At 65.9% G+C, this 25,677-nt stretch carries 25 protein-coding genes; 11 read left to right on the top strand and 14 right to left on the bottom strand.

Annotated features, from left to right (window positions below):
- From CH278_RS15815 to CH278_RS15845, 7 genes are all read right to left on the bottom strand, one after another.
- Positions 1 to 139: biotin carboxylase N-terminal domain-containing protein (locus CH278_RS15815; protein ID WP_143536271.1), on the bottom strand; the 139-nt coding region annotated here is incomplete at its 3' end.
- Between the two features lie 127 nt (positions 140 to 266).
- Positions 267 to 1,736, bottom strand: a complete 1,470-nt coding sequence (locus CH278_RS15820) for a condensation domain-containing protein (protein WP_094622369.1) — start codon at positions 1,734 to 1,736, stop codon at positions 267 to 269.
- A gap of 134 nt (positions 1,737 to 1,870) precedes the next feature.
- Positions 1,871 to 2,284, bottom strand: coding sequence for a SufE family protein (locus CH278_RS15825; protein ID WP_027496472.1), 414 nt, complete (start codon positions 2,282 to 2,284; stop codon positions 1,871 to 1,873).
- The gene (locus tag CH278_RS15830; protein ID WP_371828020.1) at positions 2,281 to 3,150 is read right to left on the bottom strand and encodes a sulfurtransferase; all 870 of its coding nucleotides are present in this window, start codon (positions 3,148 to 3,150) and stop codon (positions 2,281 to 2,283) included. Before CH278_RS15830 ends, CH278_RS15825 begins: the two co-directional genes overlap by 4 nt.
- Before the next feature lie 157 nt (positions 3,151 to 3,307).
- Positions 3,308 to 4,681 carry a condensation domain-containing protein gene (locus tag CH278_RS15835; protein ID WP_179274436.1) on the bottom strand — a complete coding sequence of 458 codons (1,374 nt, stop codon included), beginning with the start codon at positions 4,679 to 4,681 and terminating at the stop codon, positions 3,308 to 3,310.
- Positions 4,659 to 6,113 (bottom strand): condensation domain-containing protein, encoded by a 1,455-nt coding sequence (locus CH278_RS15840; RefSeq protein WP_094622371.1) that lies wholly within the window; start codon positions 6,111 to 6,113, stop codon positions 4,659 to 4,661. The genes CH278_RS15835 and CH278_RS15840 overlap by 23 nt, the downstream gene beginning before the upstream one ends.
- Positions 6,114 to 6,231: 118 nt before the next feature.
- Positions 6,232 to 7,680, bottom strand: a complete 1,449-nt coding sequence (locus CH278_RS15845; RefSeq protein ID WP_094622372.1) for a condensation domain-containing protein — start codon at positions 7,678 to 7,680, stop codon at positions 6,232 to 6,234.
- A gap of 550 nt (positions 7,681 to 8,230) precedes the next feature.
- Here CH278_RS15845 and CH278_RS15850 point away from each other — a divergent pair.
- Positions 8,231 to 9,577 carry a hypothetical protein gene (locus CH278_RS15850; protein ID WP_143536272.1) on the top strand — a complete coding sequence of 449 codons (1,347 nt, stop codon included), beginning with the start codon at positions 8,231 to 8,233 and terminating at the stop codon, positions 9,575 to 9,577.
- A gap of 5 nt (positions 9,578 to 9,582) precedes the next feature.
- Here the strand turns inward: CH278_RS15850 and CH278_RS15855 are convergent, their stop codons facing one another.
- Positions 9,583 to 10,860, bottom strand: a complete 1,278-nt coding sequence (locus CH278_RS15855) for a glycosyltransferase (protein ID WP_094622374.1) — start codon at positions 10,858 to 10,860, stop codon at positions 9,583 to 9,585.
- 142 nt (positions 10,861 to 11,002) lie between these two features.
- Between CH278_RS15855 and CH278_RS15860 the strand changes: the two genes are divergently transcribed.
- Together CH278_RS15860 and CH278_RS15865 are read left to right on the top strand one after the other, a co-directional pair.
- Complete coding sequence (locus CH278_RS15860) at positions 11,003 to 12,376, top strand: hypothetical protein (RefSeq protein ID WP_094622495.1); 1,374 nt, start codon at positions 11,003 to 11,005, stop codon at positions 12,374 to 12,376.
- Positions 12,377 to 12,491: 115 nt separating this feature from the next.
- Positions 12,492 to 12,935, top strand: coding sequence for a flavodoxin domain-containing protein (locus CH278_RS15865; protein WP_027496480.1), 444 nt, complete (start codon positions 12,492 to 12,494; stop codon positions 12,933 to 12,935).
- Positions 12,936 to 12,950: 15 nt separating this feature from the next.
- Here CH278_RS15865 and CH278_RS15870 read toward each other — a convergent pair whose 3' ends face one another.
- From CH278_RS15870 to CH278_RS15880, 3 genes are read right to left on the bottom strand one after another with little or no spacing between them, the layout of a single operon-like run.
- A complete protein-coding gene (locus tag CH278_RS15870; protein ID WP_032370912.1) occupies positions 12,951 to 13,619 on the bottom strand; it encodes a Maf family protein in 669 nt (222 codons plus the stop codon).
- Positions 13,620 to 13,630: 11 nt separating this feature from the next.
- The gene (locus tag CH278_RS15875) at positions 13,631 to 13,900 is read right to left on the bottom strand and encodes an acyl-CoA carboxylase epsilon subunit (protein WP_167325510.1); all 270 of its coding nucleotides are present in this window, start codon (positions 13,898 to 13,900) and stop codon (positions 13,631 to 13,633) included.
- 47 nt (positions 13,901 to 13,947) lie between these two features.
- Positions 13,948 to 15,588, bottom strand: a complete 1,641-nt coding sequence (locus tag CH278_RS15880) for an acyl-CoA carboxylase subunit beta (RefSeq protein WP_032390042.1) — start codon at positions 15,586 to 15,588, stop codon at positions 13,948 to 13,950.
- Positions 15,589 to 15,683: 95 nt separating this feature from the next.
- Here CH278_RS15880 and CH278_RS15885 point away from each other — a divergent pair, with 95 nt between their 5' ends.
- The 4 genes from CH278_RS15885 to CH278_RS15900 are packed head-to-tail and all read left to right on the top strand — an operon-like array spanning position 15,684 to position 19,213.
- Entirely contained in the window at positions 15,684 to 16,520 is an 837-nt protein-coding gene (locus CH278_RS15885) for a biotin--[acetyl-CoA-carboxylase] ligase (RefSeq protein WP_094622496.1), read from the top strand.
- A 47-nt stretch (positions 16,521 to 16,567) separates the two neighbouring features.
- Entirely contained in the window at positions 16,568 to 17,167 is a 600-nt protein-coding gene (locus CH278_RS15890; RefSeq protein ID WP_094622497.1) for a PH domain-containing protein, read from the top strand.
- A 39-nt stretch (positions 17,168 to 17,206) separates the two neighbouring features.
- On the top strand, positions 17,207 to 17,887 hold the full coding sequence (locus CH278_RS15895) for a response regulator transcription factor (protein WP_027496484.1): 681 nt from the start codon (positions 17,207 to 17,209) through the stop codon (positions 17,885 to 17,887).
- Between the two features lie 6 nt (positions 17,888 to 17,893).
- Complete coding sequence (locus CH278_RS15900) at positions 17,894 to 19,213, top strand: sensor histidine kinase (RefSeq protein WP_027496485.1); 1,320 nt, start codon at positions 17,894 to 17,896, stop codon at positions 19,211 to 19,213.
- Between the two features lie 12 nt (positions 19,214 to 19,225).
- Here the strand turns inward: CH278_RS15900 and CH278_RS15905 are convergent, their stop codons facing one another.
- Positions 19,226 to 19,780 carry a GtrA family protein gene (locus CH278_RS15905; RefSeq protein WP_032366285.1) on the bottom strand — a complete coding sequence of 185 codons (555 nt, stop codon included), beginning with the start codon at positions 19,778 to 19,780 and terminating at the stop codon, positions 19,226 to 19,228.
- A gap of 167 nt (positions 19,781 to 19,947) precedes the next feature.
- Here CH278_RS15905 and CH278_RS15910 point away from each other — a divergent pair, with 167 nt between their 5' ends.
- The 3 genes from CH278_RS15910 to CH278_RS15920 are packed head-to-tail and all read left to right on the top strand — an operon-like array spanning position 19,948 to position 22,092.
- Positions 19,948 to 21,201, top strand: coding sequence for a 5-(carboxyamino)imidazole ribonucleotide synthase (locus CH278_RS15910; RefSeq protein ID WP_027496486.1), 1,254 nt, complete (start codon positions 19,948 to 19,950; stop codon positions 21,199 to 21,201).
- A complete protein-coding gene (purE, locus tag CH278_RS15915; RefSeq protein ID WP_027496487.1) occupies positions 21,194 to 21,706 on the top strand; it encodes a 5-(carboxyamino)imidazole ribonucleotide mutase in 513 nt (170 codons plus the stop codon). Before CH278_RS15910 ends, purE begins: the two co-directional genes overlap by 8 nt.
- Positions 21,703 to 22,092, top strand: coding sequence for a hypothetical protein (locus tag CH278_RS15920; RefSeq protein ID WP_032372702.1), 390 nt, complete (start codon positions 21,703 to 21,705; stop codon positions 22,090 to 22,092). Before purE ends, CH278_RS15920 begins: the two co-directional genes overlap by 4 nt.
- 25 nt (positions 22,093 to 22,117) lie before the next feature.
- On the opposite strand, the gene CH278_RS15925 is transcribed toward CH278_RS15920, so the two are convergent.
- Together CH278_RS15925 and CH278_RS15930 are read right to left on the bottom strand one after the other, a co-directional pair.
- Complete coding sequence (locus tag CH278_RS15925; RefSeq protein ID WP_094622375.1) at positions 22,118 to 22,828, bottom strand: TIGR03089 family protein; 711 nt, start codon at positions 22,826 to 22,828, stop codon at positions 22,118 to 22,120.
- Between the two features lie 55 nt (positions 22,829 to 22,883).
- Positions 22,884 to 24,314, bottom strand: coding sequence for an LCP family protein (locus tag CH278_RS15930; RefSeq protein WP_032408193.1), 1,431 nt, complete (start codon positions 24,312 to 24,314; stop codon positions 22,884 to 22,886).
- A gap of 479 nt (positions 24,315 to 24,793) precedes the next feature.
- Here CH278_RS15930 and rfbD point away from each other — a divergent pair, with 479 nt between their 5' ends.
- Positions 24,794 to 25,645 (top strand): dTDP-4-dehydrorhamnose reductase, encoded by an 852-nt coding sequence (gene rfbD, locus CH278_RS15940; protein WP_094622498.1) that lies wholly within the window; start codon positions 24,794 to 24,796, stop codon positions 25,643 to 25,645.
- Positions 25,646 to 25,677: the final 32 nt, after the last annotated feature.

The raw sequence follows: 25,677 nt of genomic DNA on the forward strand, positions 1-25,677 counted from the left end.
GTGCGTCGGCGTCGGGTTCGGCGTACACAGCGACACTGGCCAGCCCGGCATCAGCGGCCGCCCGGATCACCCGAACCGCGATCTCACCACGATTGGCAATAAGAACCTTGGTGATCTGAGCACTGGCATGGCTGGGCACTGAGCCTCCTACAGATGTGTTTTTCGCATCCATCGTCACGAACGTCACGTCGGAGTCTAAGCACCGACTCGGTCGTCGCTGCAATCGGTCCAGGCCGCTGCGGCGCGTCCAGGGCGACAGGATGGGACTACTGGCTGGTAGCGATCCGCCCGGTATCGGAGTGCCCGGGATCGGGATGCTGGGACGTTGCGGCAGAGAAGGAGGCGGTACCGGTGTCGGCCACCTCGGTCAGCAGGGTGCGAAAGGTGCCTATGTATTCGTGTACCCGGGCAGTTGCGAGCTCGGTGTTGGGATAGCGAGCCGCGATGTTGATTCCCTGAGGTGTGCGGTTGATCCAGATGTACACGTCGTGTTGGTATTGCTTGCTGCGCAGCGCACGCGCGTTCCAATCCGGCCAGTGCTCTGCTGCCGGCGCGAACCGCACATCCATGAACGAGACGACGAAACGTGGCCTGGCCGAGTAGCCGAGGGTGGTGAACACCCGATCGAGCGGAACCCGCGCAATCGGCTTGGTCTTCTTCACCTCGGCCGATGCTGCGACCACGACCGAGCCGAACGACTCCGCGCCGGCGATGTCGAACGAGATGGGACACAGTCCGACGAACCACCCCAGTGCCGACGCCCACTGCGGCTCGTCCCGGGTGTGTACCGGGGTGACAGTCCGAAATTGGGTGCCCCCGCCCAGCTCGGCACCGGTGATGGCCAGGACCCCCAGTAATCCGGCGAACAGACTGTTGCCGGTCTTCCGGCACGCGACCGAGAACGAATCGGCTTGCTCGGGGTCGAGCACCCAAGCAGAGAGCCCACCCTGAGGTACGTCGTCCGGGCTGGGATCACCGATGTCGAGCGGGAAGTCGGGCAGCTGGCCTTCCCCGTCGATCAGCAGATCGCGCCAGATCGCGACGGCCTCGTGCGAATGTTCCAACTCGGCGTTTCGCTCGCGTTCGGAGGACCCGAAGTCGAGATAGCTGCCGGCCTCGAACAGGGCGGCCGGTGCCCCGCCCAGCTCCTCGCCGTACAGGGCCGCGATCTCGTGGGCGACCAGGACAGTGGACAAGCCGTCGATGATCGAGTGATCTGCTGCGAAGAAGACAGTGATCGGCCGCGTCTCGTCCAGTGGTTCGAGAGTCACGAACGCGTAGGCGGGCCAGATCAGGGGCGAGGTGAACTCGTCGAAGAGATACTGAAGATGCTCGAAGACTTCACTCGATTGCGCACACCGTTCCTGCTCGACCTGCCAGATGTCGACGGCTCCCTGCGCAGCGGTCACGCGGGTCATCTCACCGGTGGCCTCGTCGATCGATGCGCTCGACCGCATGGCTTCGTGTCTGTCGATCCAGTTCAGCACCGCCCGCCGGAAAGCCTGCTTGTCCAGGGGACCGGCAATCTCGAACGCCGCGCCGAGCCACGACTCGCGTCCGCGGCGAGGGCTGCTCAGGCTGGTACGCAGGTGCGCCTCGTGGACGTAGGACGTCGGGCGAGGGTCGGGCTGCCACCCGGCGGCTTCGGGAGTGTGGGCGTGTGGGCCGACACTGGGAATCCATTCGGTGAGCGTGCCCGCGGGAACCGCGTAGTCCGCCAACTCGGTGAACTCCATATCGGCAGCAACCAGCCTTCGTCAGACGCATTCGGGGGATTGTTCGGACAGCGGGCGACGATGCCCACTGCCGAAGTCTACCGACGGCGGCGTGTATCGATCAAGACGAAGGCCGGGCGCTGCCGACCACGAGGTCAGCGCAGGTGCCTCTTGATCCGTGCGAGCATCGCCGACATCCCTCGGAGACGCAAGGGGCTCACCGCATCGCTCAATCCGAGAGCCGAGTAGAAATCGTCCGGAACGTCGAGGATTTCCTGCGCGCTGAGACCGTCGAGCCCCTGCGCCAGGATCGAGGCGAACCCGCGAGTCGTCGGAGCCTCCGGCGGCGCGCTGAAGTACAGCTCGATCCGGGCGGGATCGGATGCATCGACCGACAGGAACAACGGCGACTGACATTCGGGGACCGGCTCCATCGCATCCTGGGCCAGGTGATCCGGCAACGGGGGTAGTTCCCGGCTGAATTCGAGCAGGAGCTGCAGTTTGTCCTGGCCCTCGACTGCGGCGAAATCCTCGACGATCTCGGCCAACGATTCTGGAAGGGAACTCATCGAGCGGCCGGTGCCGATCCGGGCTCCTCGCCCCGGGCGATCGGAACGCGCACAGCATTGCCCCACTCGGTCCACGAGCCGTCGTAGTTGCGGACGGACTCGTACCCGAGCAGATGCGTCAGCACGAACCAGGTATGACTCGACCGCTCGCCGATGCGGCAGTACGCGATGACCTCGTCGGTTGCCGAGGTCTCGGAGTAGATCTCGTCCAGTTCTGCGCGTGAGCGGAATCGACCGTCCGGTGCTGCTGCCTTGGCCCACGGGATGCTCACGGCGGTGGGGATGTGGCCGCCGCGCAGCGCACCTTCCTCCGGGTAGTCGGGCATGTGGGTGCGTTCGCCGGTGTACTCCGCGGGGGAGCGTACGTCGATCAGAGGCACGGAGCCGAGAACTCCGAGCACGTCCGAGGCGAATGCGCGGATCGGTGCATCGTTCCGCTCGACGACGGGGTAGTCGGTCGCCGGAAACTCGGGGACATCGAGAGTGGTGTCGCGGTTCTCGGACAACCAGGCATCACGTCCGCCGTCGAGCAGCCGCACGTCCTGGTGTCCGAACAGGGTGAACACCCACAGTGCGTAGGCGGCCCACCAGTTGCTCTTGTCGCCGTACACGACGATTGTGTCGTCACGCGAAATACCCTTGCGGCTCATCAGTTTCGAGAACTGTTCGCCGTCGATGTAGTCGCGCGTGACCGGGTCGTTCAGGTCGAGGTGCCAGTCGATCTTGACCGCGCCGGGAATGTGGCCGACGTCGTAGAGCAACACGTCCTCGTCGGATTCGACGACGCGGAGCCCGGGCGTACCGAGATGAGCGGACAGCCATTCGGTGGATACGAGACGATCCGGATGCGCGTAGTCGGCGAACATTGCGTTGGAATCGGTTGGTACAGGCACGTATCGGCTCCTACGGAAGATATTCGGCTGGCGGCCCGCTCGGGGGTGAACGGTCTCCGTCGACAATCCTATGCCGTACCGCCACCGAGTGGCGGGAGCCGCAGGCACAGAGCGCTGCGTCGGTACTGTCTCAGCGTGTCAGGGCCGTTGTGGCGGCCTGGTCGGTCGCCTCGGCCAGCAGCGCGACCAGCGCGCCGCTGAACGCAGTCATGACCGAGTGCGCGAGGACGGTGTCGGGAAAACGTGCCCGCAGAGCCAGGCCCGAGGCTGTCCGCGACACCCAGAACTGCGCGTCGTCGGACACCGTCGCGTTGCTGACGTGGTGTGCGTTGGATTCTTCGAGTCGGCGGTGGCCCTCGATTCTGGTGTAGTCGATGTACGACACCATGAACACGTCGTTTCGCGAGAGGGTGAACGTGTCTCCGAGGGATGCCAACACCTGGGGGATGGGCACCGTGCTCAGCGGTAGCGCAGCACGAAACTCCCGTTGGGCCGCGGCGATCGTGTCGACGAGCACGTCGCCGACGTCCACGGTCATCGGGGCGTTGGTGGTGAACCAGCCCAGTGCCCGCCGGAACCGATCCTCGTGACGGGTGTGCAATGGGAACAGGAACGGTATCTGCCGCGGTCCGCCCATGGCGGCGCAGGCCTGACCGATCGCAGCCACGACCCCGGCGAACATCCCGCCGCCCGACCGAGTGCACAGGCGCTCGAACTCGGCAGTGCGGTCGGCATCGAGGATCGGCGCGACAAGGGTTGCCTGCGTGGCAGTCTCACCGTCCGCAAGTCCCAGGTCGAACGGAAAACTCGGCGTCGTACCACCGCACCGTACAAGGAATTCCGACCACCGCACCATGCGCTCGTCATGGCGATCCACTGCCGGCTCGGTTGCTTCGATTCGGCAGTAGTCGACGAATCCTCCCACCGGACTCAGCTCGATGTTCGGACTCGACGGGCAGCGCCGGTACGCGTCGTACCAGGCGCGAACCTCGTCCACGGTCACTGCGATCGACAGCGCGTCGACGTTCGAGTGGTCGAATGCGCAGACCACCGTCGAGACGTCCGGCCGGTCGATCGCGACGCACGTGTACGACGGGAACCGTCGTGCGTCGCAACGTAACTCGAGTATTCGGCGGAGATGCTCACGTAGCTCGGTCGGGCAACCGAATTCGGTCCGGTTCGACACCGCGATCTCGACCGAACCGGGGCGATGGAGTATCCTGTCCAGGCCGTCGGTCGCCTGGACGAACGAGCTGCGCAGAGTGTCGTGTCTGTCGATCAGTCGAGCGAACGCCCACGCGAGAGCGTCGACATCGATGCGGCCGGGCACATCGAACGTGCCCGCGATCCATACTCGCCGAGCCTCGCCCAGATCGCCCAGATGAAACCGTTGATTGAACGACGGTGGAATCGGGGACCGTTGTGCATCCCCGGTGACGTCGGCGGTGAATTCGACGACGACACCGGCCGCGGGATGGTACTCAGTGATCGAGGTGACCCGCACCGACCCGCTCCTGAACCGAACCGGGCGTAAGGACGTAATCGCCTGTGCGCGCGATCTTTTCCAGTACCGATGCCAGGTGTGCGTGGTACCGCTCGACCGATTCGGCAGCGACGGCCGTGTCGGGGGTCTGCGCCACCAGATACAGATGCTCACCGTCGCGGTTGATCCACATCGACGCGTTGGAGGTCGCGCCCTCGCCGGTGAAATGCTTGGCACGAGTGTCCGCATCTCGCCCGACGCCGGGGAACCAGCGAAAGTCGATGTACGAGAGCATGTTCGGGCTCACGGCGAGTTCGCTTCCGAGCGTGCCGTCTGCGGCGAGAGCGCCGAGTACCGCATGGACCGGTGCTTCGGCGATCTGCTTGGCCCGCTCGAAACCCTCGTGCGCCGGGCCCGCGACGTCGGAGAAGCGCTCGTGACCGGCGATGTCGAACGCGACCGGCGCGAAGTTGACGAACCAACCCTGGGATTGTCCGTAGTCACCGTGGTGGCGAGTGCTCAGCACCGTGATTCCGAAGTACTCCGCGTTCCCCGCGAGCTCGAAGTCGGTGATGCCGACGGCGGCGAAGATTCCACTGCTCATCCGTGCGCCGGCGGCCTTGCACGCGGCATCGAACGCTGCCGTCAGTTCTCGGTCCAACAGGTGGCGTTCGACGATTCGGACCGGGGCGCGTTCGCCGGGTGCAAGCCCCAGATCGAGGGGGAACCGAGGCATACGGCCCTCGTGCCTGGTGAAGATGTCACGCCACGCGGCGATCTCGGGGGAGTCTGCACCGAACGTCGCGGCGCGGGCGCGCTCGGCGGCGGCGTACTCGAGGTGACTTCCCGCCGAAGCCGGTTGCGGAACATCCGCCCCGATCTCGATCGCGTACAGATCGGCCAGTTCGCTGATGACCAGAGCCTGTGAACCACCATCGGTGAACGCGTGATCGGCACCGTAGTACAACGTGAAGCTGCCCGGCCTCGATACCACTCCGACGACGAACCCCGGCCAGATGTCGGCGGTGGCCTCGGTCGAGAAGCGCTGCCGCACATAGTGTTGGAACTGCTCGTCGTCGGATGTCTCACCTGCGTCGACGGTATCGAAACGAGCAACTTCCTGGCCGCCGAGGTGCCGAACCACGTCGGTGCCGTCCACATCGAACCAGCACCGCAGACCCTCGTGCCGCAGCACATACGCAGTCAGCGCACGGCTCATCGCCTCGGTGTCGATGTCGCCGTCGATCTCGGTGGCCACCCCGGTGTACGCCGTGTGCACGTCACCACGTGCGCGCGCTGCCCACGCTGCCTTCAGGTGGTCTTCCTGAAGAAACGACGGTGGAGTCGAATCGATCGGTGCCGCAGCGGCGCTCGCCTGTGCCGCCGCGGTGGGATGCCACTCGAGCAGTCGGCCGGGCGCGGGGTTCCAGCGGCCCATTGCGGTGATGATCATGTTCGCTTCACTCTTCCGGTCGGGGCGCAGTGGACGGAACGTACCGGCTGCCTACGCCGCCGTCTCCGTCCACTCCGCATCCACTTCTCCTGCGTGCACGCCTATTCTGCGTCCATGCTCATTCTGCGGCGACGACGACCGACGGCGGGGCCGCCGCGAGCACCGTATCGCTACCGCCGTCGGAGTCGATGACCGCCGTCAGAACCGCGACGAACTCGGTGATGAACCGATGGACGTTGGTCGACGCGACATCCGAACTGGGGAAGCGGGCCGAGATGTTGAGCCCTTCGAGTGTGCGATTGACCCAGAAGTAGACCTCGTCGTCGGCGTGGCAGTTGCTCCTGAGCGCCCGCCCCTTGCGCCCCTGCCACTGGGCGGCGTCGGGCAGGAACCGCAGGTCGATGTACGAGACCACGAACCGGGGGATTTCGGTGGAGTCGAGGATCTTGGCGATCTTCGAGTACGGCATACGGGCCAGGCCCTTGTTCGCAGCGCCCGCGGTGGCCGCGGCCTCGAGTGCCTCGACGAAGGTGCAGGCGTTGTCGAGCTGGATCTCCATCGGAAGAATGCCGACGTACCACCCCACCGACGCGGCCCACTTCTGCTCGTCGCGGGTGTGCATCGGCATCACCGTGCGCAGAGACCGACTGCCGGACAGGCGAGCATTCGTCAATGCGAGCGCCGCAAGAATTCCGGCCTGCATGTTGTATCCGGCAGCGCGGCACGCCGCGTTGAAGCCGTCCGACTGTTCGGAGGTCAGAAGCCACGACGAGATGCTGCTCTGGGGCGCAGGGCCGGTGTCGGCGCGGGGCCGGTCGCCCGCCAACGGAAGCGGGAAAGCAGGGAAGCGGCCGTCCTCGACAGCGAGGAAGTCCTGCCACGTTCGCACGGCACCGTGATCCGCCGTCAGGGTGTCGCCGAGTGCCCGTTCGGACTGACTGAAGTCGACGTAACTACCCACCTCGGGCAATTCCGGGTCGATGCCGTCGAGGGCCTGCGCGTACAGCCGGTCGATCTCGTTGATCGCATAGATCTGGCTGTATGCGTCCATGACCGAATGATCGGCCGCGAAGGCGAGCAGGAACGATTCCTCGGGCCCACCGGCGAGAGTGCGGGACGCGTCGTCGGGTTCGATGGTGGCGAGAACGAAATGCGGCCATGCCGTCGGAGACACGGTGTCGCCGAACCACGACTGCAGATGGCCGAACACCTGAGTTTCCGATCGCGAATCCGCGTGTGGGCGATCTGTCACCTGCACGGCGTCGACCGGTGCGGTGAAGCGCTGCCACGAACCGGACTGCTCGTCACGACGAACCTTGGTTCGGAACGCCTCGTGCCGACCCATGTACGCGGCGATGGTGCGGCGTACGGCCTCGACGTCGTAGCGACGATGGATCTCGAATACCGTGCCGATCCAGGAGCCCGGGGCGCTGCGCTCGCAATGGTCCTCGTGCGTGAACGACAGCCCGCGGGGATCGAGAGCCCACTGATCGTCGCCGACGCGGGGAACCCACTCGGTCAAGCGTCCGGCGGGAAGTGGATAGTCGGCGAGTTCGGTGTATTCCATGGTGTCCTCTTCCGTTCCGGGCTCGGCCAGCGGTATTCGGCAGTAGTGGTGTCTATCGGCATTCGATTACGGTCGAGTGGTGGATGTAACGGCGGAAGTCGTCGGTCCGGCTCGCTTTTATCGGGTGCACTCGCAATGCTTTCGACATTGAAAGAACAACTATTCGACGGACCGTGAAGTCGCAGTCCGGTCGACGTGAGTACGGCACTCACAATAGGGCGACAGCGAAACTATTTCGCGACGCGTAAAAGTAATTCTTGTCACTGTCTAGGGGGTTGACCGACGGGTGGAACATCGGTCGGAAAACTGATTCTCGCACACGTCGGCATTGTGATTCCAGCGTAACCGCACGTCAGGGCCCGATGATTCGAGAGAGCCGATCCGGGTGACGGGCTCGGAACCCAAACCTCGGGCCGGACCGGCACCCCGAGACCGGAGTCACATTCGCGCGTCCGCTCGGTGGAATGGCACTTATTGCAGACATTGAATGAATCGACCGACGGGAAACAGCACCACCTTCCCGTTTCTTTCGATGTAGTAGGTTCGGCGCGTGACTCGAATTGGATTTGCCGATCACCTTTTCTTGCGAATGCACCACGGCATCGGATTTCCCGTCTACAACCAGTTCCTGTGGTGGTTCGACGACGTCGTGCAGCGAGAAGATCTGGAAAGACTGCGTGACAACCTGTCCGACGGTCTGCTTGCGCGCAGGGTGGTGGCATCGGCAATTCCGACGGCCCGAGATCGGTGGGTGCCGTCGGCCGCCTCTCATTCACTGGATTTTCATCCAGAATTCACAGACCCCTCGATGGTGCGGCAATGGGCGGACGGCCGGATCGATCCCGATATCGACCCTGAGACCGGATTGGGTTGGCAACTCGCGGCGACGAGACTGAGCGACGGCGGCATGGTGCTGTCGTTGGTCGCCTCGCACATGGTCGCCGACGGTGGCGCCTTGATCGCTGCATTCCGTGCGGCGAACTCCGACTCCGTCGCGTCCCGTGTCTCCTCCGCCCCGGGCGGCCTCGAGGCCCTCGCTTCCGACTTCGGTGACGCCGTCGAGCAAATTCGGTCCGCGGGTGGATGGCTGGTGAACGCGGCGGTGCAGGCTCTGCCTCTGTCCGGACGCTCCGAGCCTGCCGGTGCCACCCAGTCGAGGCCGAAACCACACCGGGCAGCACCCGAGCGAGCGGCTGCGGCGGACTGGACATCCCCGCACGTGGTTGCCGAGGTGGACGCCGATGCATGGCGATCGACCGCGGAACGCTGGGGAGGAACATCCAATTCGCTGTTCGTGGCGGTCCTGACTGCTGCGTCCGGACTCGCCGGCCGTGCTTCGGTGGGAGACACGGTGCAGTGGTCCCTGCCCGTCAGTGATCGCGGCGACGCATCCGACACACGGTCCAACGCCACCAAGATCGTCAAGATCGACGTGCCGATCGCCGACCCGACCGATCTGGACCTCCGCCCGATCCGCGCCGCCAGTAAATCGGCGTTCACGGCTTTCGCCGCTGCTCAGGCCGCCGGTGCCGCTCCGGGCGGCCTGTCCCAGGCACTGGTTCAAATGCTGCCCGACGCGGTGGTCGCACGAGTGCCGCAGCCCCGCGACGGTGCCGAAGGGCTGGCGTCGAACCTCGGTTCTCTTCCCGACGACTTCACGACGGTGGCGGGGATCGCTGCCCGGGCTGTGTCCGGTCGAGCGACGTTCGCCGGAGCCGACGCCGACTTCGCTCGTTCGCTCGACGGCGGTCTGACCGCATGGTCGAGCGAGACCGGCACCAGTGTGACCGTGACCGTCCACGCCATGGACCCCGACCGATGCCCGGACGAGCACATACTGCTTGAACACCTGACCGAGGCGCTTCGGAGATGGGGACTCTCGGCACGCTTCTGGTGAGTGGGTCAGCGGTCGCGCGCTGCTGCTTCGGTGATGTCGGCGGCAGCGGCCGTCGCCGTTCGAGCAGGCGTCATCGTATCGGCAAGCGCTCGCGCGGCCAGCCGGGCGTCTTCGGTCATGAGATCGGAAATGCCCTGCTGTAGAACGGATTCGGTCAACGTCGAGAACTTCGTGCTCGACCCGGCTCCTACGCGCCGCAGCGCCGATCCCCAGAACGGTTGGTCGGCGCTGAACCAGCACACCAGGGTCGGCAGCCCGGCTCGTGCCGAGGCTGCAGTCGTCCCTGCGCCGCCGTGGTGAACCGCGGCCAGACAGCGCGGAAAGACCGTCGCGTGATCGACCGATTTCACGACGAAGACGTTCGGGTTCGATCGATGGACGGCTGAATCGGACTCCAGCAGATCGCTCCAGCCCGCGCAGACCAGGGCGCGCACGCCCAATCGATCGGTGACGTTGTCGATCATGCGCATCAGTGCAGCCGGTTCGGGCACCGGCATGCTGCCGAAGCCGAAATACACTGGCGCAGTTCCTGCGTCGAGCCATCGGCGCAACGCGGGATCCGTCTCGGTGACTCCGTCGATCAGGCCGATGAAGCCGACGAACGGGCGTAGCGGGCCCCACTGTCGGGCAAGCCCGGGGAACAGCGCCGATTCGTAGGCCTGAATTTCGATACCGCCGTAGCGCGCCGACCTCACGGGCGTCGACTCCGTGGTGGGAGGCAAACCCAGTGATGCCCTCTGCGCGTTGTCGCGCTTCTTCATCGACTTCCAGCGCAGTGCCTCGAGGGCCGCCCACATCGACCGATTGACGACGGCAGGTAGGTTCACGCCCGGTGTGATCGACACTGCATCGTTGCGCCTGAGGGGGCAGTAGTGCAGGGACACAAACGCTGTGCCGTGCGCTTCGGCCACGTTCAGAGCCATCTCCTGACCGAGCGAGCCGGTGACGATTCCGTCGCACCCTGCCGCCATTCGGTTCAGCTCGGACGTCATGTCGTCCCAGCCGTGATGAGCCAGCTCGGACAGCGCAGCAAAGCGGGTCCGCGGGTTTCGAGACTTGATACGCACTCTGACCAGATCGGACTCCAACAGCTGCTGCGTGTCGGGCCCGAACGGTTGAACCTCGATACGTTCGGAGGATGCCGTGGCAGCCGACACGACATCGGTGAGATTGGGTGGGGCACCGAACAACACGTCGTGCCCGCGATCTGCGAGTTCGAGCCCGAGAGCGATACCGGGGGTCACGTCGCCTCGGCTTCCGTTGAACGGCATCACGAACTTCACAGGCGCACTCGCAGACGTGTCGGCGTGGGGAAGAGCCCCAACCTATCAGCACCGGCCGAACCGAGCCGATACGAAAACATATGGCGGGAAACACATTTGCGACCGTTCCACCTACGTGGGCGGGCAGGGATAGTCTCTCGTGGTGGAGAGATTGACGTACGACGACGACCTGTTCCTGCGCATGGAGTGCGTACTCGGAGTGCCCGTGGTCAATCAGATCGTGTGGCGGTTCGACTCGGCCGTCCCGCTCGACGCACTCGAATCCATGTGGCAGTTGCTTGCTACCGGCCCGTTGGATCGCTCTGTACGACGCTCGGCGGTGCCCGGTGCCCGCGATGGCTGGATCACGGCCCGCACGCCCGCCGCCCCGGTCGTCATCGGACACGCGATCGCCCGGGACGGCATCGATCTGTGGATCGAGAACGAGGCAGCGGTGACGCTGGACCCCATCGACGGACCTGCGTGGCGTTTGTCGGCGACCTCGGTCGACGGCGGCGGCACGGTGGTCTCTCTCGTCGGATCGCACGTGGTCGGTGACGGCGGTGCCCTGACCTCTGCGGCGGCAGCAGCTCTCGCCGGTCGGGCGACTCCGGACGACTTCGTTCGCGGCGGGCTCGACCACGTTCCCCCGCGGTCGTCGGTACGTGCCGACATCGCGGACGGCGTCGGACAGATCGGTGCGGCATTGTCCGGGGTGGCGCGAGCGCTCGGACGTACGGCAGTGGACGCGGTACGTTCGCGAACCTCGTCCGACGAGGTAGCAGCGGGCTCCACGGCACCCGGCCCGACGCCGAGCCGTGCCGTGGCCGTCACCGCGGCACGAGAAGGCAAGTGGGTACCGAGCACGGTGGTCGTCGACTGCGCATCGGGGGACTGGGCCGCGGCCGCAGCGAGCAGGGGCGGGAGCTCGAACAGTCTCCTTGTCGCGGTCGTGCTCGGCATTCTCACCGCAAGTGGACGCGTCGGTCCGCAGGACCGGGTACGGGTGGCCCTTCCTGTCAGCACCCGAACACCCGGAGACAGTCGCGCCAACGCGACGTCCGGGGTGTCCATTCACGTCGACGGGGGACAGGGCTACCGCGACGATCTGACGGCCATCCGCGCATCGAGCAAGCAGGCGTTCACCGACCAGGCCGACAGTACGGTGACATCGGTGTTCGAGCTGCTCAAACCACTGATGCAGGTGTTGCCCGACGTCGTCGTCGCCAAGCTGGCGGCATCGGGCTCGGCACCTCTGTGTCTGTGCTCGAACCTCGGCGATCGCGGCGCGCGACTGCGCACCATCGGAGGCGTCGACGCGGCGGCAGTGGCGATGCGGTCCATCACTCAGAACACCGATGTGGCGTTGCTCCGTCGCACCGCCGGCGGGGTCAGTGCCTGGTGGAACGACTCGGGTGACCGCGCGACGCTGTGCGTCACCGGTCTCGACCCGGACGCGTTCCCCAGCAAGGAGCACCTGCGTGGGCTGGTCGAGGCCGAGTACACGAACTGGGGCCTGACTGCCGAATTCTGGTGACCTCGAGACAAATCACAACATCGGGCGTACGCGGATTTTCGGCGGGATCCCCGGTACGGCTATGCTTTTGCGACTGTTCGAGTGTTCGAGCGCATGTGAGAAAGGGGAGCGATCCATGGCAGTGGTCGTGTTGTTCGGGTCCGAGACCGGTACGGCCGAGGAGGTCGCCGACAAGATCGCGGACGTGCTCGGTGATCACGATGCCGAGGTGCGAGACATGCTCGAGTACGAGGTCTCCGACATCGACACGGACGACTTCCACGTCGTCATCTGCTCCACCTACGGCGACGGAGAGCTCCCCACCGGCGCGGAGCCGTTCTACGAGGCACTCGTCGAGGATGCCCCCGACCTCGCAGGACTGCAGTTCGCAGTCTTCGGTCTGGGAGACAAGGTATACGAGGACACCTTCAACCGCGGCGGCGAGATCATCGCCGAAAAGCTCACCGAGCTCGGTGCGAAGCAGGTCGGCACCCACGCTCGGCACGACAGCTCGTCGAACATCAAGCCCAAGGCAATGGCCGAGGACTGGGCTCGCGAGCTGATCGATCTGTTGCCCTGAGGTAGGTCTCGCCGGTCAGATCCCGATCGGGTCGTCCGGCGAGCCGTCCCAGAGGGCGGCAAGCGACGTACCCACCCGCTCGAGAAGAGTACGAACCAGCGGCAAGCCGATGCCGATCACCGACGAGGGATCACCCTCGATGCTGTCGACGAACCAGCCGCCGAGACCGTCGAGCGTGAATGCTCCCGCGACCTGCAGAGGTTCGCCGGACGCCAGATACGCGTCGAGATCGACAGCAGACGGGGTTGCGAATCGAATCGTTGTCGAGCTGTGCGCTGCAGCCTGCGCCACCACGACTCCGGCGGTCACTCGCAGAACGGCATGACCGGTCAACAGCGCCCCGGTCGACCCGGCCATGGTCCGCCAACGCTCACGGGCCACCTCGACGGTGTGCGGTTTACCGTGCAGCTCACCGGCAATCGACAGCATCGAATCACACCCGACGATCACCAAATCCGCCGAAGAATCCGCGAACGTCTCGGCGACTGCGGCGGCCTTGGCCCGCGCGAGTTCGGTGACCACGGTGGCGGCGGACGCGGACGGCCCCAGTTCGGCCGTCACCGCGTCCTCGTCGACTCCCGACACCCGGACGATCGGCTCCACGCCGGCACTACGAAGAACCCCGAGGCGAGCAGGTGACGCCGACGCCAGAACGAGTCGTACCGAATCGGCCCGGGTCGTCACGGGCGGCACCGTCACCGCGAGTATCGGCCCGACGCGGCGTACGAATACGCCGACTGCGCCGCGAAGCCGCGATGCATCGACGACGGTGCACCCCACAATTCCCGAGGCCGAGAATCCGCGCTCGATGCCGAATCGTTCTGCGCCGCAGTCAACACCGCCACCAGAGCCGCCACGTCCTCGTCGTCCGGATTGCCCTTGACGACCCGAATTGCCGCGGACATGCCTGAATCGGCAACGGCCTGACCGTCGTTCACGTCGTCATGCTTCGCTTCATCGCTCACTGAGTCATGATTCGTGTCGCTCACTGCGTCATGATTCGCTTCGCCGCTCATAGTGGGATGTTTCCGTGTTTCTTCGGGGGCAGGGTCACTTGTTTGCGTTCGAGCAGCCGCAACGCGGTCACGATCTGCCCGCGGGTGTGACTGGGCGGGATGACCGCATCGAGATACCCGCGCTCGGCAGCGACGTACGGGTTGACCAACGTGTCCTCGTACTGCTGCTGCAACGTCAGCCGCAACGCATCGACGTCCTCACCGTTCTTCGCCGCCTCGAGCAACTGCTTGCGGTAGACGAACCCGACCGCACCCGAGGCCCCCATCACCGCGATCTGCGCCGTCGGCCACGCCAAATTGACGTCGGCACCCATGTGCTTGGACCCCATCACGTCGTACGCCCCGCCGTACGCTTTACGGGTGATGACGGTGATCTTCCCGACCGTCGCCTCCCCGTAGGCGTACAACAACTTCGCCCCCCGCCGGATGATGCCGTTGTATTCCTGCCCCGTCCCGGGCAGGAACCCCGGCACATCGACCAACGTGATGATCGGAACGTTGAAACAATCACACGTGCGGACGAACCGGGCCGCTTTCTCCGAGGCATCGATATCCAACGTGCCCGCGAACTGGGTGGGCTGATTGGCCACGATCCCCACCGACCGACCGTCGATCCGCCCGAACCCGACGATGATGTTGCGGGCCCGCCCCTCCTGAACTTCCAGGAATTCGTCGTCGTCGAGGATCCGGCGGATCACCTCGTGCATGTCGTACGGAGTGTTCGGCGAATCCGGAATCAACGTGTCGAGTTCGAGATCCTCCGCCGTCAGACTGTCCTCGATGGATCCGACGATCGGATCCGACGCCACCGTCCGCGGGGCATCGGCCCGATTGTTCGACGGGAGGTAGGACAGGAGGTCGCGGACGTAGTCGAGGGCGTCCTGCTCCCCGGACGCGACGTAATGCGCGACCCCGGACTTCTCCATGTGGGTGTGCGCGCCACCGAGCTCTTCCATCGTCACGTTCTCCCCGGTGACGGTCTTGATGACATCGGGGCCGGTGACGAACATCTGACTGGTGCCATCGACCATGACCACGAAGTCGGTCAACGCCGGGGAGTAGACGTGCCCGCCGGCGGCGGGACCCATGATCACCGAGATCTGCGGGATCACCCCGGATGCGCGAACGTTGCGGTGGAAGATCTCCCCGTACAACCCGAGGGAGACCACACCTTCCTGGATGCGGGCCCCGGCGCCTTCGTTGATGCCCACCAACGGCCGTCCGGTCTTGATCGCCAGGTCCATCACCTTGACGATCTTCTCGCCGTAGATCTCCCCCAAACTGCCGCCGAAGACGGTCGCGTCCTGGGAGAACACGCACACATCACGGCCGTCGACCGTGCCGTAGCCGGTGACGACACCGTCACCGAAGGGGCGATTGTCACCCAAACCGAAATTCTGTGATCGGTGCCGCGCCAACGCATCGAGTTCGACGAACGAGCCCTCGTCGAGCAGAGCGGTGATCCGCTCACGCGCGGTCAACTTGCCCTTCGCGTGGACCCGCTCCACCGCCGCCTCACCCGACGGCATCTCCGCAGCCCCCAGACGTTTACGAAGATCGGCCAATTTACCCGCAGTGGTATGGATATCGGGTGCATCTGCCGACCCGGGTGCAGTGGAATCCTGGACGCTGGTCATGGGGCAACACTTTAACTGCGAGTGTGATCTGCGCCCCGACCGAGGGTGGTTCACGAGCCGACGTCGGTTCGTGCCGAACCCATATGCTGGTGGTCATGTGGACCAATCTGGATCGCCCACCGCTCGACGTCCGCGCACTCCGTCGAGCCTTGGTGGACGGACCGCAGGCCTCGTGGTCTCGGGTGGACGTGGTGACCGAGACCGGTTCGACCAATGCCGACCTCGTCGCTACGGCGGCAGATCGGGCGGACCGGACGGCCTTGATCGCCGAACATCAGGGGAGTGGGCGGGGCAGGCATTCGCGTCCGTTCTCCGGTGCTCCGCGATCGCAGATATTGCTGTCGATGCTGCTGAAGTTCCCGGGGATCGACCCGGCGGTGCTGGGTTGGCTGCCGCTGATGACCGGCGTGGCTCTGGTCGATGCGCTGCGTACCGTGGCCGAGGTCGATGCGCGGTTGAAGTGGCCGAACGACGTTCTGATCGGCGGTAGGAAGGTCTCGGGCATTCTGGCCGAAGTAGCCGCCCACGGACCGAGTCCGACCGTGGTCATCGGCCTGGGAGTGAACGTCTCGATGACCGAGGCCGAGCTCCCGGTGCCCACGGCGACGTCACTCGCGCTCGAACAGGCCGCGGTGCTCGATCGAGACACCCTGGTGCGTGCGATCCTGCGCGGGGTGGCCGCCGAGGTGGATTCGTGGCGGGATGCGCACTGGGATACCGAGGCGCTGGCGCACCGATACAGAGATCGGTGCGGCACCATCGGACAGCGAGTGCGTGTCGACCTCCCCGGCGGCGAGCACGAAGTGGGAACCGCTGTCGATGTGGACGAACACGGCCGGATCGTGATCGAGGTCGAACGTGCCGGCTCCGCATCGCCCTCGGTTCTCGCGGTGGCCGCCGGCGACGTCACTCATCTCCGACCTGTCTCGTGAGACCATCTTCACCCGGGCAGATCCGGCGCGAATAGTCAGGAGTGCACGTGGCTTACCCACAGGATGCGTTGGCCGACGAGGAAGAGCTACTGCTTCACCGTCACCCGCATTGGAAGATGTTGATCCTGCCGTCGATCACGTTCGTGCTCGCCACGGGTCTCGCCGGCGTCGCCCTCGGTGTCGCAGGTGCCCGACTCGAATCCACGGCCGCCGATGTGGCCACGATCGCCGCGCTGGTGGTGTGGGCAGCGATCGTCGGGTGGCGATGCCTGGTTCCGCTCGTGAGCTGGAAGTGCACTCACTTCATCGTCACCGATCGTCGGGTCCTCGTTCGGCAGGGTGTGCTCACGCATTCCGGAATCGACATCCCCATGAGCCGCATCAGCAACGTGCAATTTCGACACGGGCTGCTGGACAGGATGCTCGGTACCGGCACCCTGATCATCGCGTCGGCGTCGGACGACCCACTCGAGTTCGACGACATTCCGCAGGTGCAACGCGTCCATTCGTTGCTCTACCAGCAAGTATTCGACTCCATGGACTTTCGTCGCGAGTCCGTTCACGATCGGGACCGAGCATTCGAGCCTATGGCCGACGATGCACCGGCCGAGTCCAAGCCCGGTTGGCGCGCGGGGAAACGCAGGTAACACAGGCTGTTCTCACTTTCGAACCGTAGGGTTGCCGACGTGACCGATGTTCTGCTTGCCGAAGACGACGAAGCTATCGCCGCACCCCTCTCCCGTGCCCTCGGGCGCGAGGGCTACACCGTGACCGTCGAACAGACCGGGCCGGCCACGCTACAGCGTGCGCTCGACGGCAAGTTCGACTTGCTGATCCTGGACCTGGGGCTACCCGGAATGGACGGCCTCGAAGTATGCCGTCAAGTCCGCGCCAACCGGTCCGAGGTGGCCGTGTTGATGCTCACCGCTCGCACGGACGAGGTCGACTTCGTCGTCGGCCTGGACGCCGGTGCCGACGACTATGTGGGCAAGCCGTTCCGGCTCGCCGAGCTGATGGCTCGGGTTCGAGCGCTCCTGCGTCGACGCGGTGCCGGCGAGGACGTTCCGATCGAGGTCGGTGCCATTCGCCTCGAACCGGCCGCCCGACGGGTGCTCGTCGGAGGTACCGAGATCTCGCTGGCCAACAAGGAATACGAGTTGCTCAAGGTGCTGCTCGATCACGCCGGTCAGGTGGTCTCGCGGGAGGTGATCCTGCGCGAGGTGTGGGGCGACGCGGAGTTGCGCGGATCCAAGACACTCGACATGCACATGTCCTGGTTGCGCCGCAAGATCGGCGACGAAGGACCGGTGGCGGAGCGTCGCATCGCGACCGTTCGCGGTGTCGGATTCCGCATCAACAGCGACTAGTCGTCGATGCGGCGTCGAATCCTGGTCTCCATTCTCGCTGTCGTCATCATGACGGCCCTGCTGCTCGGGTTGCCGCTGATGTACACGGCCTGGCTGTGGGTCGAGGACTTCACTCGAAACGATCTGCAGGCACGCCTCGACCGAATGGCCGCGGAGATCATCTCGCAGGAGGGGTCGGCCGGACTGATCGAGGGTCAACTCGACATCGGTTCGCTGCGTCTGGCGATTCCGCAGGGTGGCCGCCTCGTCGTCATCTATCCGACGCCGGAGGACGCCGCGTCCCGTGCCGACATCGGCCAGGCATCCGTCCCCCGGCCACTCGTCGAATCGTTGTCGATGGGGACCTCGGGATCACTGCGACTCGAAGTACCGTCCGACGACATGCGTTCACTGCAGCGGCAGGCTCTCGGCGCGGTGACTCTGGTGGTCTTGGCGTCCGCGCTGGCAGGAACCGTGGTGGCTGTGCTCACCGCCAAGCGACTTGCCGATCCGTTGCAGGACGTCGCGCGGCGGGCCGCCCGACTGGCCGAGGGCGACTTTCGGCCGGACCCGCGTCGGCACGGCATTGCCGAGCTGGACCGGGTGTCGGAGGTTCTCGACTCGGCCACCGTCGAGATCGCCGGGCGGCTGCAGCGCGAACACACGTTGGTTGCCGACGTCTCGCATCAACTTCGTAGCCGCCTGACCGCCGTTCGACTGCGGTTGGACGAGATCTCCACCCATCCGGACCCCGCGGTGGTCGACGAGGCGAACGAGGCGATGGATCAGGTCGATCGGTTGACCCTGGCCATCGACGAACTCGTCCGCTCCTCCCGCAGCGACGGCGCCGCCGATGCGCACGAGGTATCGGTCATCGAGGAACTGACCGGCACGGTGGTCGAATGGCAGCGAAATTTCGACGATGCAGGTCGGAGTCTGGTGCTCAAGGGCGACGCCGACCTCCAGGCGTCGGTGACCGGCTCGCGTCTGCGCGAGGCCGTGTCGGTACTGGTCGACAACTCTCTGGTGCACGGCGACGGTGCCTGCACGGTTGCAGTGCGCGCCGTGTCCGCCGCCGAGGGGACCGACCGGCGGCGAGAGAAACTGGTCTGTGTCGAGGTGTCCGACGAGGGTCCAGGGGTGAGCAACGAACTGGCACCCCACATCTTCGACCGCGGATTCTCCGGAGCCGGTTCGACCGGAGTCGGTCTCGCGCTGGCCCGGGCCCTGATCGAGGCCGACGGCGGACGGTTGGAACTACAGCGCAGACGGCCGGCACTGTTCTCGGTGTTCCTGCCCGCTCGGCGCGAATCGTCGCCCGCGCTCTCGCGGCGCGAACCACGCTGACCGAATTGGGGGTCAGTCGAGCGCGTTCGATGCGTCGGTCGGATCCCCGTTGCGCTCGGCGTCCACTTCCAGGATGGTGCGCGCGTTGTCCTCGGGAAAAGCGAAGCGACGCAGCGCCCAGAAGCGGAACGCCATCTGGAGCAGGTTGCCGATTATGTAGTTCAGCACGAAGTCGATGACGACCACCATCGTCAGCGACTCGTTGGTGTCGCGGATGTCGAAGATGTTGTTCGCGATCCACAGCGGCCCGGCGGCGATGAGCACTCCAATGCCGCTGATGGCGAAGAAGAGAAGCGCTTCGTGGTGGCGTTCGCGCCCGCCGCGGTGCTTGAAGGCCCACTCACGGTTGAGGAAATAGCTGAGCAGGGTGGCGAGCACGCCCGAGATGATCTTCGCGATCACCGGCTTCTGCTCGAGCACCGTCAGGCTCAGCGAGTAGAAGATGACGAGGTCGAACACCATCGTCGTACCGCCCACGATGGCGAACTTGATCAACTCGCTGTGCCGGATCGCAAGGTCCCTGATGGGCTTGGGTAAGCGCTGAAGCACGCTGTCGATCGTCGGCACAACGGTGAAGTCTACGAAACGAACGCCCGATCCGGCGAACCGACGCTCTGTTCATCAGCGTTTCCACAGTCTCGACGACAGTGTTTCCACGTTCATCGCGACAACGACGACCGCCGTGCGACTGCCGGTTCGGCCCGAACCGGCAGGACATGACACCATGGTGAGCCGTGACAGGTACCGAACCGCGCCCCACCGCTGCGCGCCCGTCGTCGACCGGAATGCCCGTCGTGACGATGATCGGCGGAGGTCAGCTGGCCCGCATGACCCATCAGTCGGCCATCGAACTCGGCCAAACGCTGCGCGTGCTCGCCGCGGGCGCAGACGAGCCGGCGGCTCAGGTGAGCCCCGACGTCGTGTTCGGGCTGCACGACGACCTCGATGCGCTGCGCACGGCCGCGACCGGATCCAACGCCCTGACCTTCGACCACGAGCACGTGCCGACCGAGCACCTCGAGACCCTGGTCGCCGAGGGCGTCAACGTCCAGCCGCCACCGAGCGCGCTGATCTTCGCGCAGGACAAACTGCGCATGCGTCGAAAGCTCGAAGAGCTGGGGGCACCCGGACCGGCGTACGCAGAGGTGTCGTGGGCGCAGGACGCCATTGCGTTCGGTGACGAACACGGGTGGCCGGTTGTCCTCAAGGCGGTCCGCGGCGGCTACGACGGCCGCGGTGTCTGGATGCCCGCCGACGCCGAGGAAGCCGAAGAGATCGTCACTGCCCAGCTCGACCTCGGTGTGCCGCTCATGGTCGAGGAGAAGGTCGCCATGCGCCGGGAGTTGTCGGCGATGGTCGCGCGATCGCCGTTCGGTCAGGGTGCTGCGTGGCCCGTCGTACAGACCGTGCAACGACACGGACAATGCGCGGTGGTTCTGGCCCCGGCTCCGGACCTCGACGAGGACGTCGCCACGTACGCCGGTCGGCTGGCGCTCGATATCGCGGGCGCCCTCGGCGTGGTCGGAGACCTCGCGGTCGAGCTGTTCGAGACCACCTCGGGCAAGCTTCTGGTGAACGAGCTGGCCATGCGGCCGCACAACTCCGGTCACTGGACCATGGACGGCTGCCGCACCTCGCAGTTCGAGCAGCATCTGCGTGCAGTGCTCGACTACCCGCTGGGTGACACCGATCCACTGGCACCGTTGACGGTGATGGCGAACATCCTGGGTGCACCCGAAGCGCCGGAGATGACGATGGACGAACGCCTGCATCACCTGTTCGCCCGCATGCCCGACGCCAAGGTGCACCTGTACGGCAAGACCGAGCGGAAAGACCGAAAGATCGGCCACGTGAACATTCTGGGCGCGAGGTCCGGATCGCTCGGCGACCCGGCCTACGTGGCGGCCGTACGTGAACGAGCCGAACGTGCAGCGCATTGGATGTCGCACGCCGAATGGACCGACGGATGGGACCCGCACCATGACTGACGAATCCGGTACCGCCGTCGTAGGCCTGATCATGGGCAGCGATTCCGACTGGCCGACCATGGAGGCCGCAGCAGAAGCGCTGGCGGAGTTCGGTATTCGTTTCGAGGTCGGCGTGGTCTCGGCGCATCGCACCCCTCAGCGGATGCTCGACTATGCCCGCGAGGCCGCCGGTCGCGGAATCAAAGTGATCATCGCCGGTGCCGGGGGAGCGGCGCACCTGCCGGGCATGGTGGCGTCGGCGACGCCACTGCCGGTCATCGGCGTTCCGGTACCGCTGAAGTATCTCGACGGTATGGACTCGCTGCTCTCGATCGTGCAGATGCCCGCCGGTGTGCCCGTTGCGACGGTCTCCATCGGGGGTGCTCGCAATGCGGGGTTGCTCGCCGTGCGGATCCTGGGAGCGTCCGATCCTGTTCTGCAGCAGCGGATGTCGGCCTTCCAGGCGTCTCTCGAGGCCATGGTTCTGGACAAGGACGCGGCACTGCGAACCACGCTGCTGGGATGAGTGCCGCGGCGTCGCGGCGCGAGCAGATTCGACGAGCCGGCCGCGGCAAGTGGCAGTCGGTGTCGGTGACCCGGCTGGCACTGCGCTACGCGCAGCTGTGGGGCGGAACGGCGCGTTTCGACGACGAGTTCTCGATCTTCGTGTGTTCCGGCCTGCGCGGCGGATTCGGCCGCGGCGGAACCACATTCGGTGGGGCCTACCTGACGGCGAACAACACCGCCCGTCGGGTGCTGCGGCACGAGGCGATTCACGCCGACCAGTGGGCGAGGTTCGGGCTGACCTTTCCGTTCCGCTACCTCGTCGAGGAAGCGCGTCACCGCGGCAGCGCCAATCGGTTCGAGATCGAAGCGGGACTCGCGGACGGCGGCTACCGCCCGACCGGATGAGTCTGCAACTCGGTCGAGCGCAGTCTCAGTCGAGGGTCGTCGTGACCTTTTCGGTGTCGATGCGTCGTTCCTTCTTGCTCTCGTCGGAGTTGGCCACCTGTACCAACGATGCTCCGGCCGCGAGCACCGAGAGCAGTCCGTCGATCAACTCGTCGGCGGTGGTCCAGGATGCACTGGACAACACTCGATCCGCGGCCGAGAGAGAACGGGCCTCGGCGCGTTCTCTCGCTGCGGCGAGGACGTCGTCCACCGAGCGGCCGTCCAATGCCGCGGCCCCGGATCCGGTTGCCCTGAATTGGTCACCGTGTACGCGAACCGAGGTGGCGTAGTCGGTCATCCCGAGGGGCAGATCGGGGACTGCCTTGCCGAAGGCATCGAGCGAGAGCGCCAGAACTTCGTCGACGTCGGGCGCGTCCTCGAGGCGGTCGCCGTGCACCAGCGCGAGATCCGCGGAGTCGTCTGCACCGAGCACCACCTCGCCGCCGGTCCACCAGATTCCCAGAAGTACGGCAGCGGTCTGCCAGTGCGCCGGCAACAGCACGCACACGCGCGCGCCCTGATCGAGTGCGAACTCGTCACGGAGCAGGTTGGCAGTCTTGGCCGCCCAATTCGCCAGTGTCACGGCGGACACCTCGACCCGCTCGCCGGTGGCATCGTCGTAGTACGTGATGCGGGGACCGGCCGGGTCTGCCGCCAGGATCGGCTCGAGCAGGGTTTGAGTCAGGTTCGAAGCCACACCACGACCCTAGTCGACGCTGACCCGCCCCGATCTCCGCGCTGCGTTCGTACCGTCAGTTCACGCACATGGGGCCGGTGGAACCCGCGTCGATCGGTGCCGCAGGTTCCTCGGGGACTGCTGTACCTGCTTCGGGTGCCACGGTTTCGGCCGTTGCGGCCTGACCCGAGCCGGGGCCGGCGTAGTCGTCGGCGAGCACGACCCGGACGGCATCGGCCGGCATGGTGTCGTCGGCGGTGATCTGCAGGCCACCGAGTGCTGCCGACACGGCGCGAGCGGCGTCGCTGTCCACATCGGCGGTCTGGATGCGGCTCGTGGAGATGGACGAGCCCTCGTAGTTGCCGATGGTGCCACCGACGTACCCGAGCGCCGTCAACGATCCGGCCACACCGTTGGCCAAGCCTTCGATACCGCTGTCGTTCGCGACGTCCACCGTCACCGTCGACGGATTGACGGCCGGGGCATCCGAATTCTCGGCGTTGGTCTCGGCGGAGTTCCCGTCCTCGAGTAACCCGGCGACGTATTTCTTCACTGCTGCCGGGTCGACCTGCACGATGGATTCGCCGTAGTCGGTCGTCGCATTGATGTCGACCGCGGGAATGGTCTCGAACTTGACCTTGCCACCGGCGAGATCCTGCAGGCGAGTGGCGAACTGCAGGATGTCCCAGTCCGAATCGAGGGTGACCGACCGCTGCACCGCGGTACTGAGCTGACCGAGCTTGCTCGGATTGCTCAACGTCTTGGCGCTGAGCACACTGCGTACGAGGGAGGCCATGAAGACTTGCTGGCGCACGATCCGGTCCAGGTCACCGCGGGGCAGATCGTGTCGTTGCCGGACGAAACTCAGCGCCTGCGAACCGGACAGGTTCTGCTCACCGGCGGCGAAGTTCGCACCCGACAGCGGCTCCTGCACCGGATTGTTCAGGCATACCGCTACTCCGCCGACGGCGTCGGTCAGCAGAACGAAACCGAGCAGACCGACCTCTGCGTAGTGATCGACCGTGATGCCGGTGAGATTGGCAACCGAATCGATCAGCGCTTCGCGTCCGGCCTCGGTGGCCTGCGGTTCGGCGTCGGCATCGGAGACTCCCTGCTCGACCAGTTCGAGCCGTTTGTTCTCCTTGGTCGCTCCGTACGCGGCGTTGATCTTGGACATTCCGATCCCGGGCACCTCGACGTACGAGTCGCGCGGGATGGAGATGGCAGTGGCCGACGAGCCGTCGTTCGGAACGCGGATCAACACGATCGTGTCCGTGTTCGACGCAACTTCCTCGCCCGCGTTGAGCGAGGCCAGTTCTTCCGGTGAGAGCGCGTTGCCGTGGGCGTCGGTGCGGCTGTCGGTGCCGACCATCAGGATGTCGACGGCACCGTCCGCTGCGCCGCCCAGACCGAGGCCACCCGCAGTGGCGATGTTCGACCGCAGACTGTCCACACTGCGCCACGCGAAGCCGGTCACCAACAGGACGAGCACCGACAGCACGGCCACCGCAACGTGCGTCGCCGGCCAGCGACCGCCTGCGCCCGGTCGGCGGGGTGCCTCGCCTGCGTCCGGTCGTCGGTCGTCGCCTCGGGGCCCGCGCTGCGGTCGTCGTGTGCGGCCGGCCGTGGTTCGTCGTTCGTCGCCGGCCGCGCCGCCTCGGCGATGCACGCCCGGTTCGCCGTCTGCGGAGGGACGTACAGGTCGATCCTGAGAGTCGCGCCCGCGGGATGCACGAGGGTCGGTGTCACGGTCGCGTCGCTCGCCGCGCAGGCCGTCGCCGTCGGCTCGCCGCGAGGTGCGCCGGTGTGGTGGGGGCGTGCGCTCACCTCCGTGCGTGCCTGAATCTCGTGGCACCTTCGACCCTTTCCTCGTTTCCGGCAGGCATGGACACCTACCGACAGACGTTCACTCCCCCCGACTCGAAGGTTACTGGCGATCGGCCGCGCTCTCGCCGAACCGACCGCGGCGTGCCACACTTGGCAACCGTGAATGCGATCGTGGTGACCGGTGCACACGGCCAGTTGGGCCGACGGGTGGTCTCGCTCGCCGCCGAGCGTGATTCCGACGTCGAGGTGCACGGCTATTCGTCCGCCGACCTGGACATCACCGACCCCGATGCCGTCGACGCCGTGGTGACTGCGGGTGCGACCGTCGTCAACTGCGCCGCATACACCGCCGTCGATGCCGCCGAAACCGATGAGTCCAGGGCCATGGCCGTCAATGCCGACGGTCCTCGAAATCTCGCGCGGGCGTGCGGGCGTGTCGGTGCCCGACTGATTCACATTTCGACCGACTATGTGTTCGACGGCACAGCGACCGAGCCGTACGACGTCGACGCGGCGACCGCGCCGAAGTCCGTGTACGGACGCACCAAGTTGGCCGGGGAAACGGCGGTACGTGAGGAACTTCCCGAGGCCGTCATCGTGCGCACCGCATGGGTCTACGACAACACCGGCAAGAACTTCGTCACCACGATGCGAAGACTCGAAGGCGAGCGGGAGACCGTCTCGGTGGTCGACGACCAGATCGGATCGCCCACCTTCGCTCTCGACCTGGCCGCCGGTCTGCTCGAGATCGAAGCCGACGCGACGGTGACCGGCCGGACCGTTCACTTCACCAACGCCGGGCGGGCGAGCTGGTACGACCTCGCCCGGGCAGTGTTCTCGGGCATCGGTGCCGACCCCGACCGGGTGCGGCCGTGTTCGAGCGCGGAGTACGTCGTCCCGGCACCTCGGCCCGCATACTCGGTGCTGTCACCGAGTGCGTGGTCCGCAGCCGGGCTCGGTGCGCCCCGCCCCTGGTCCGAGGCTCTGACGGCGGCTCTTGCTCGGTCGTGATGCGGGATCGATGCTCGCCTCGGGCTAGTCTT

This window comes from Rhodococcus sp. 05-2254-5 (genome assembly GCF_002258575.1).
Taxonomy (GTDB): Bacteria; Actinomycetota; Actinomycetes; order Mycobacteriales; family Mycobacteriaceae; genus Rhodococcoides; species Rhodococcoides fascians.

Bases quoted from the DNA above. Each gene is read 5' to 3' on its own strand.
- CH278_RS15880 (WP_032390042.1), bottom strand. From the start codon at position 15,588: ATGACCAGCGTCCAGGATTCCACTGCACCCGGGTCGGCAGATGCACCC.
- CH278_RS15885 (WP_094622496.1), top strand. From the start codon at position 15,684: ATGTGGACCAATCTGGATCGCCCACCGCTCGACGTCCGCGCACTCCGT.
- CH278_RS15820 (WP_094622369.1), bottom strand. From the start codon at position 1,736: ATGGAGTTCACCGAGTTGGCGGACTACGCGGTTCCCGCGGGCACGCTC.
- CH278_RS15840 (WP_094622371.1), bottom strand. From the start codon at position 6,113: ATGATCATCACCGCAATGGGCCGCTGGAACCCCGCGCCCGGCCGACTG.
- CH278_RS15865 (WP_027496480.1), top strand. From the start codon at position 12,492: ATGGCAGTGGTCGTGTTGTTCGGGTCCGAGACCGGTACGGCCGAGGAG.
- purE (WP_027496487.1), top strand. From the start codon at position 21,194: ATGACTGACGAATCCGGTACCGCCGTCGTAGGCCTGATCATGGGCAGC.
- CH278_RS15920 (WP_032372702.1), top strand. From the start codon at position 21,703: ATGAGTGCCGCGGCGTCGCGGCGCGAGCAGATTCGACGAGCCGGCCGC.
- CH278_RS15900 (WP_027496485.1), top strand. From the start codon at position 17,894: ATGCGGCGTCGAATCCTGGTCTCCATTCTCGCTGTCGTCATCATGACG.
- CH278_RS15825 (WP_027496472.1), bottom strand. From the start codon at position 2,284: ATGAGTTCCCTTCCAGAATCGTTGGCCGAGATCGTCGAGGATTTCGCC.
- CH278_RS15830 (WP_371828020.1), bottom strand. From the start codon at position 3,150: ATGTTCGCCGACTACGCGCATCCGGATCGTCTCGTATCCACCGAATGG.
- CH278_RS15845 (WP_094622372.1), bottom strand. From the start codon at position 7,680: ATGGAATACACCGAACTCGCCGACTATCCACTTCCCGCCGGACGCTTG.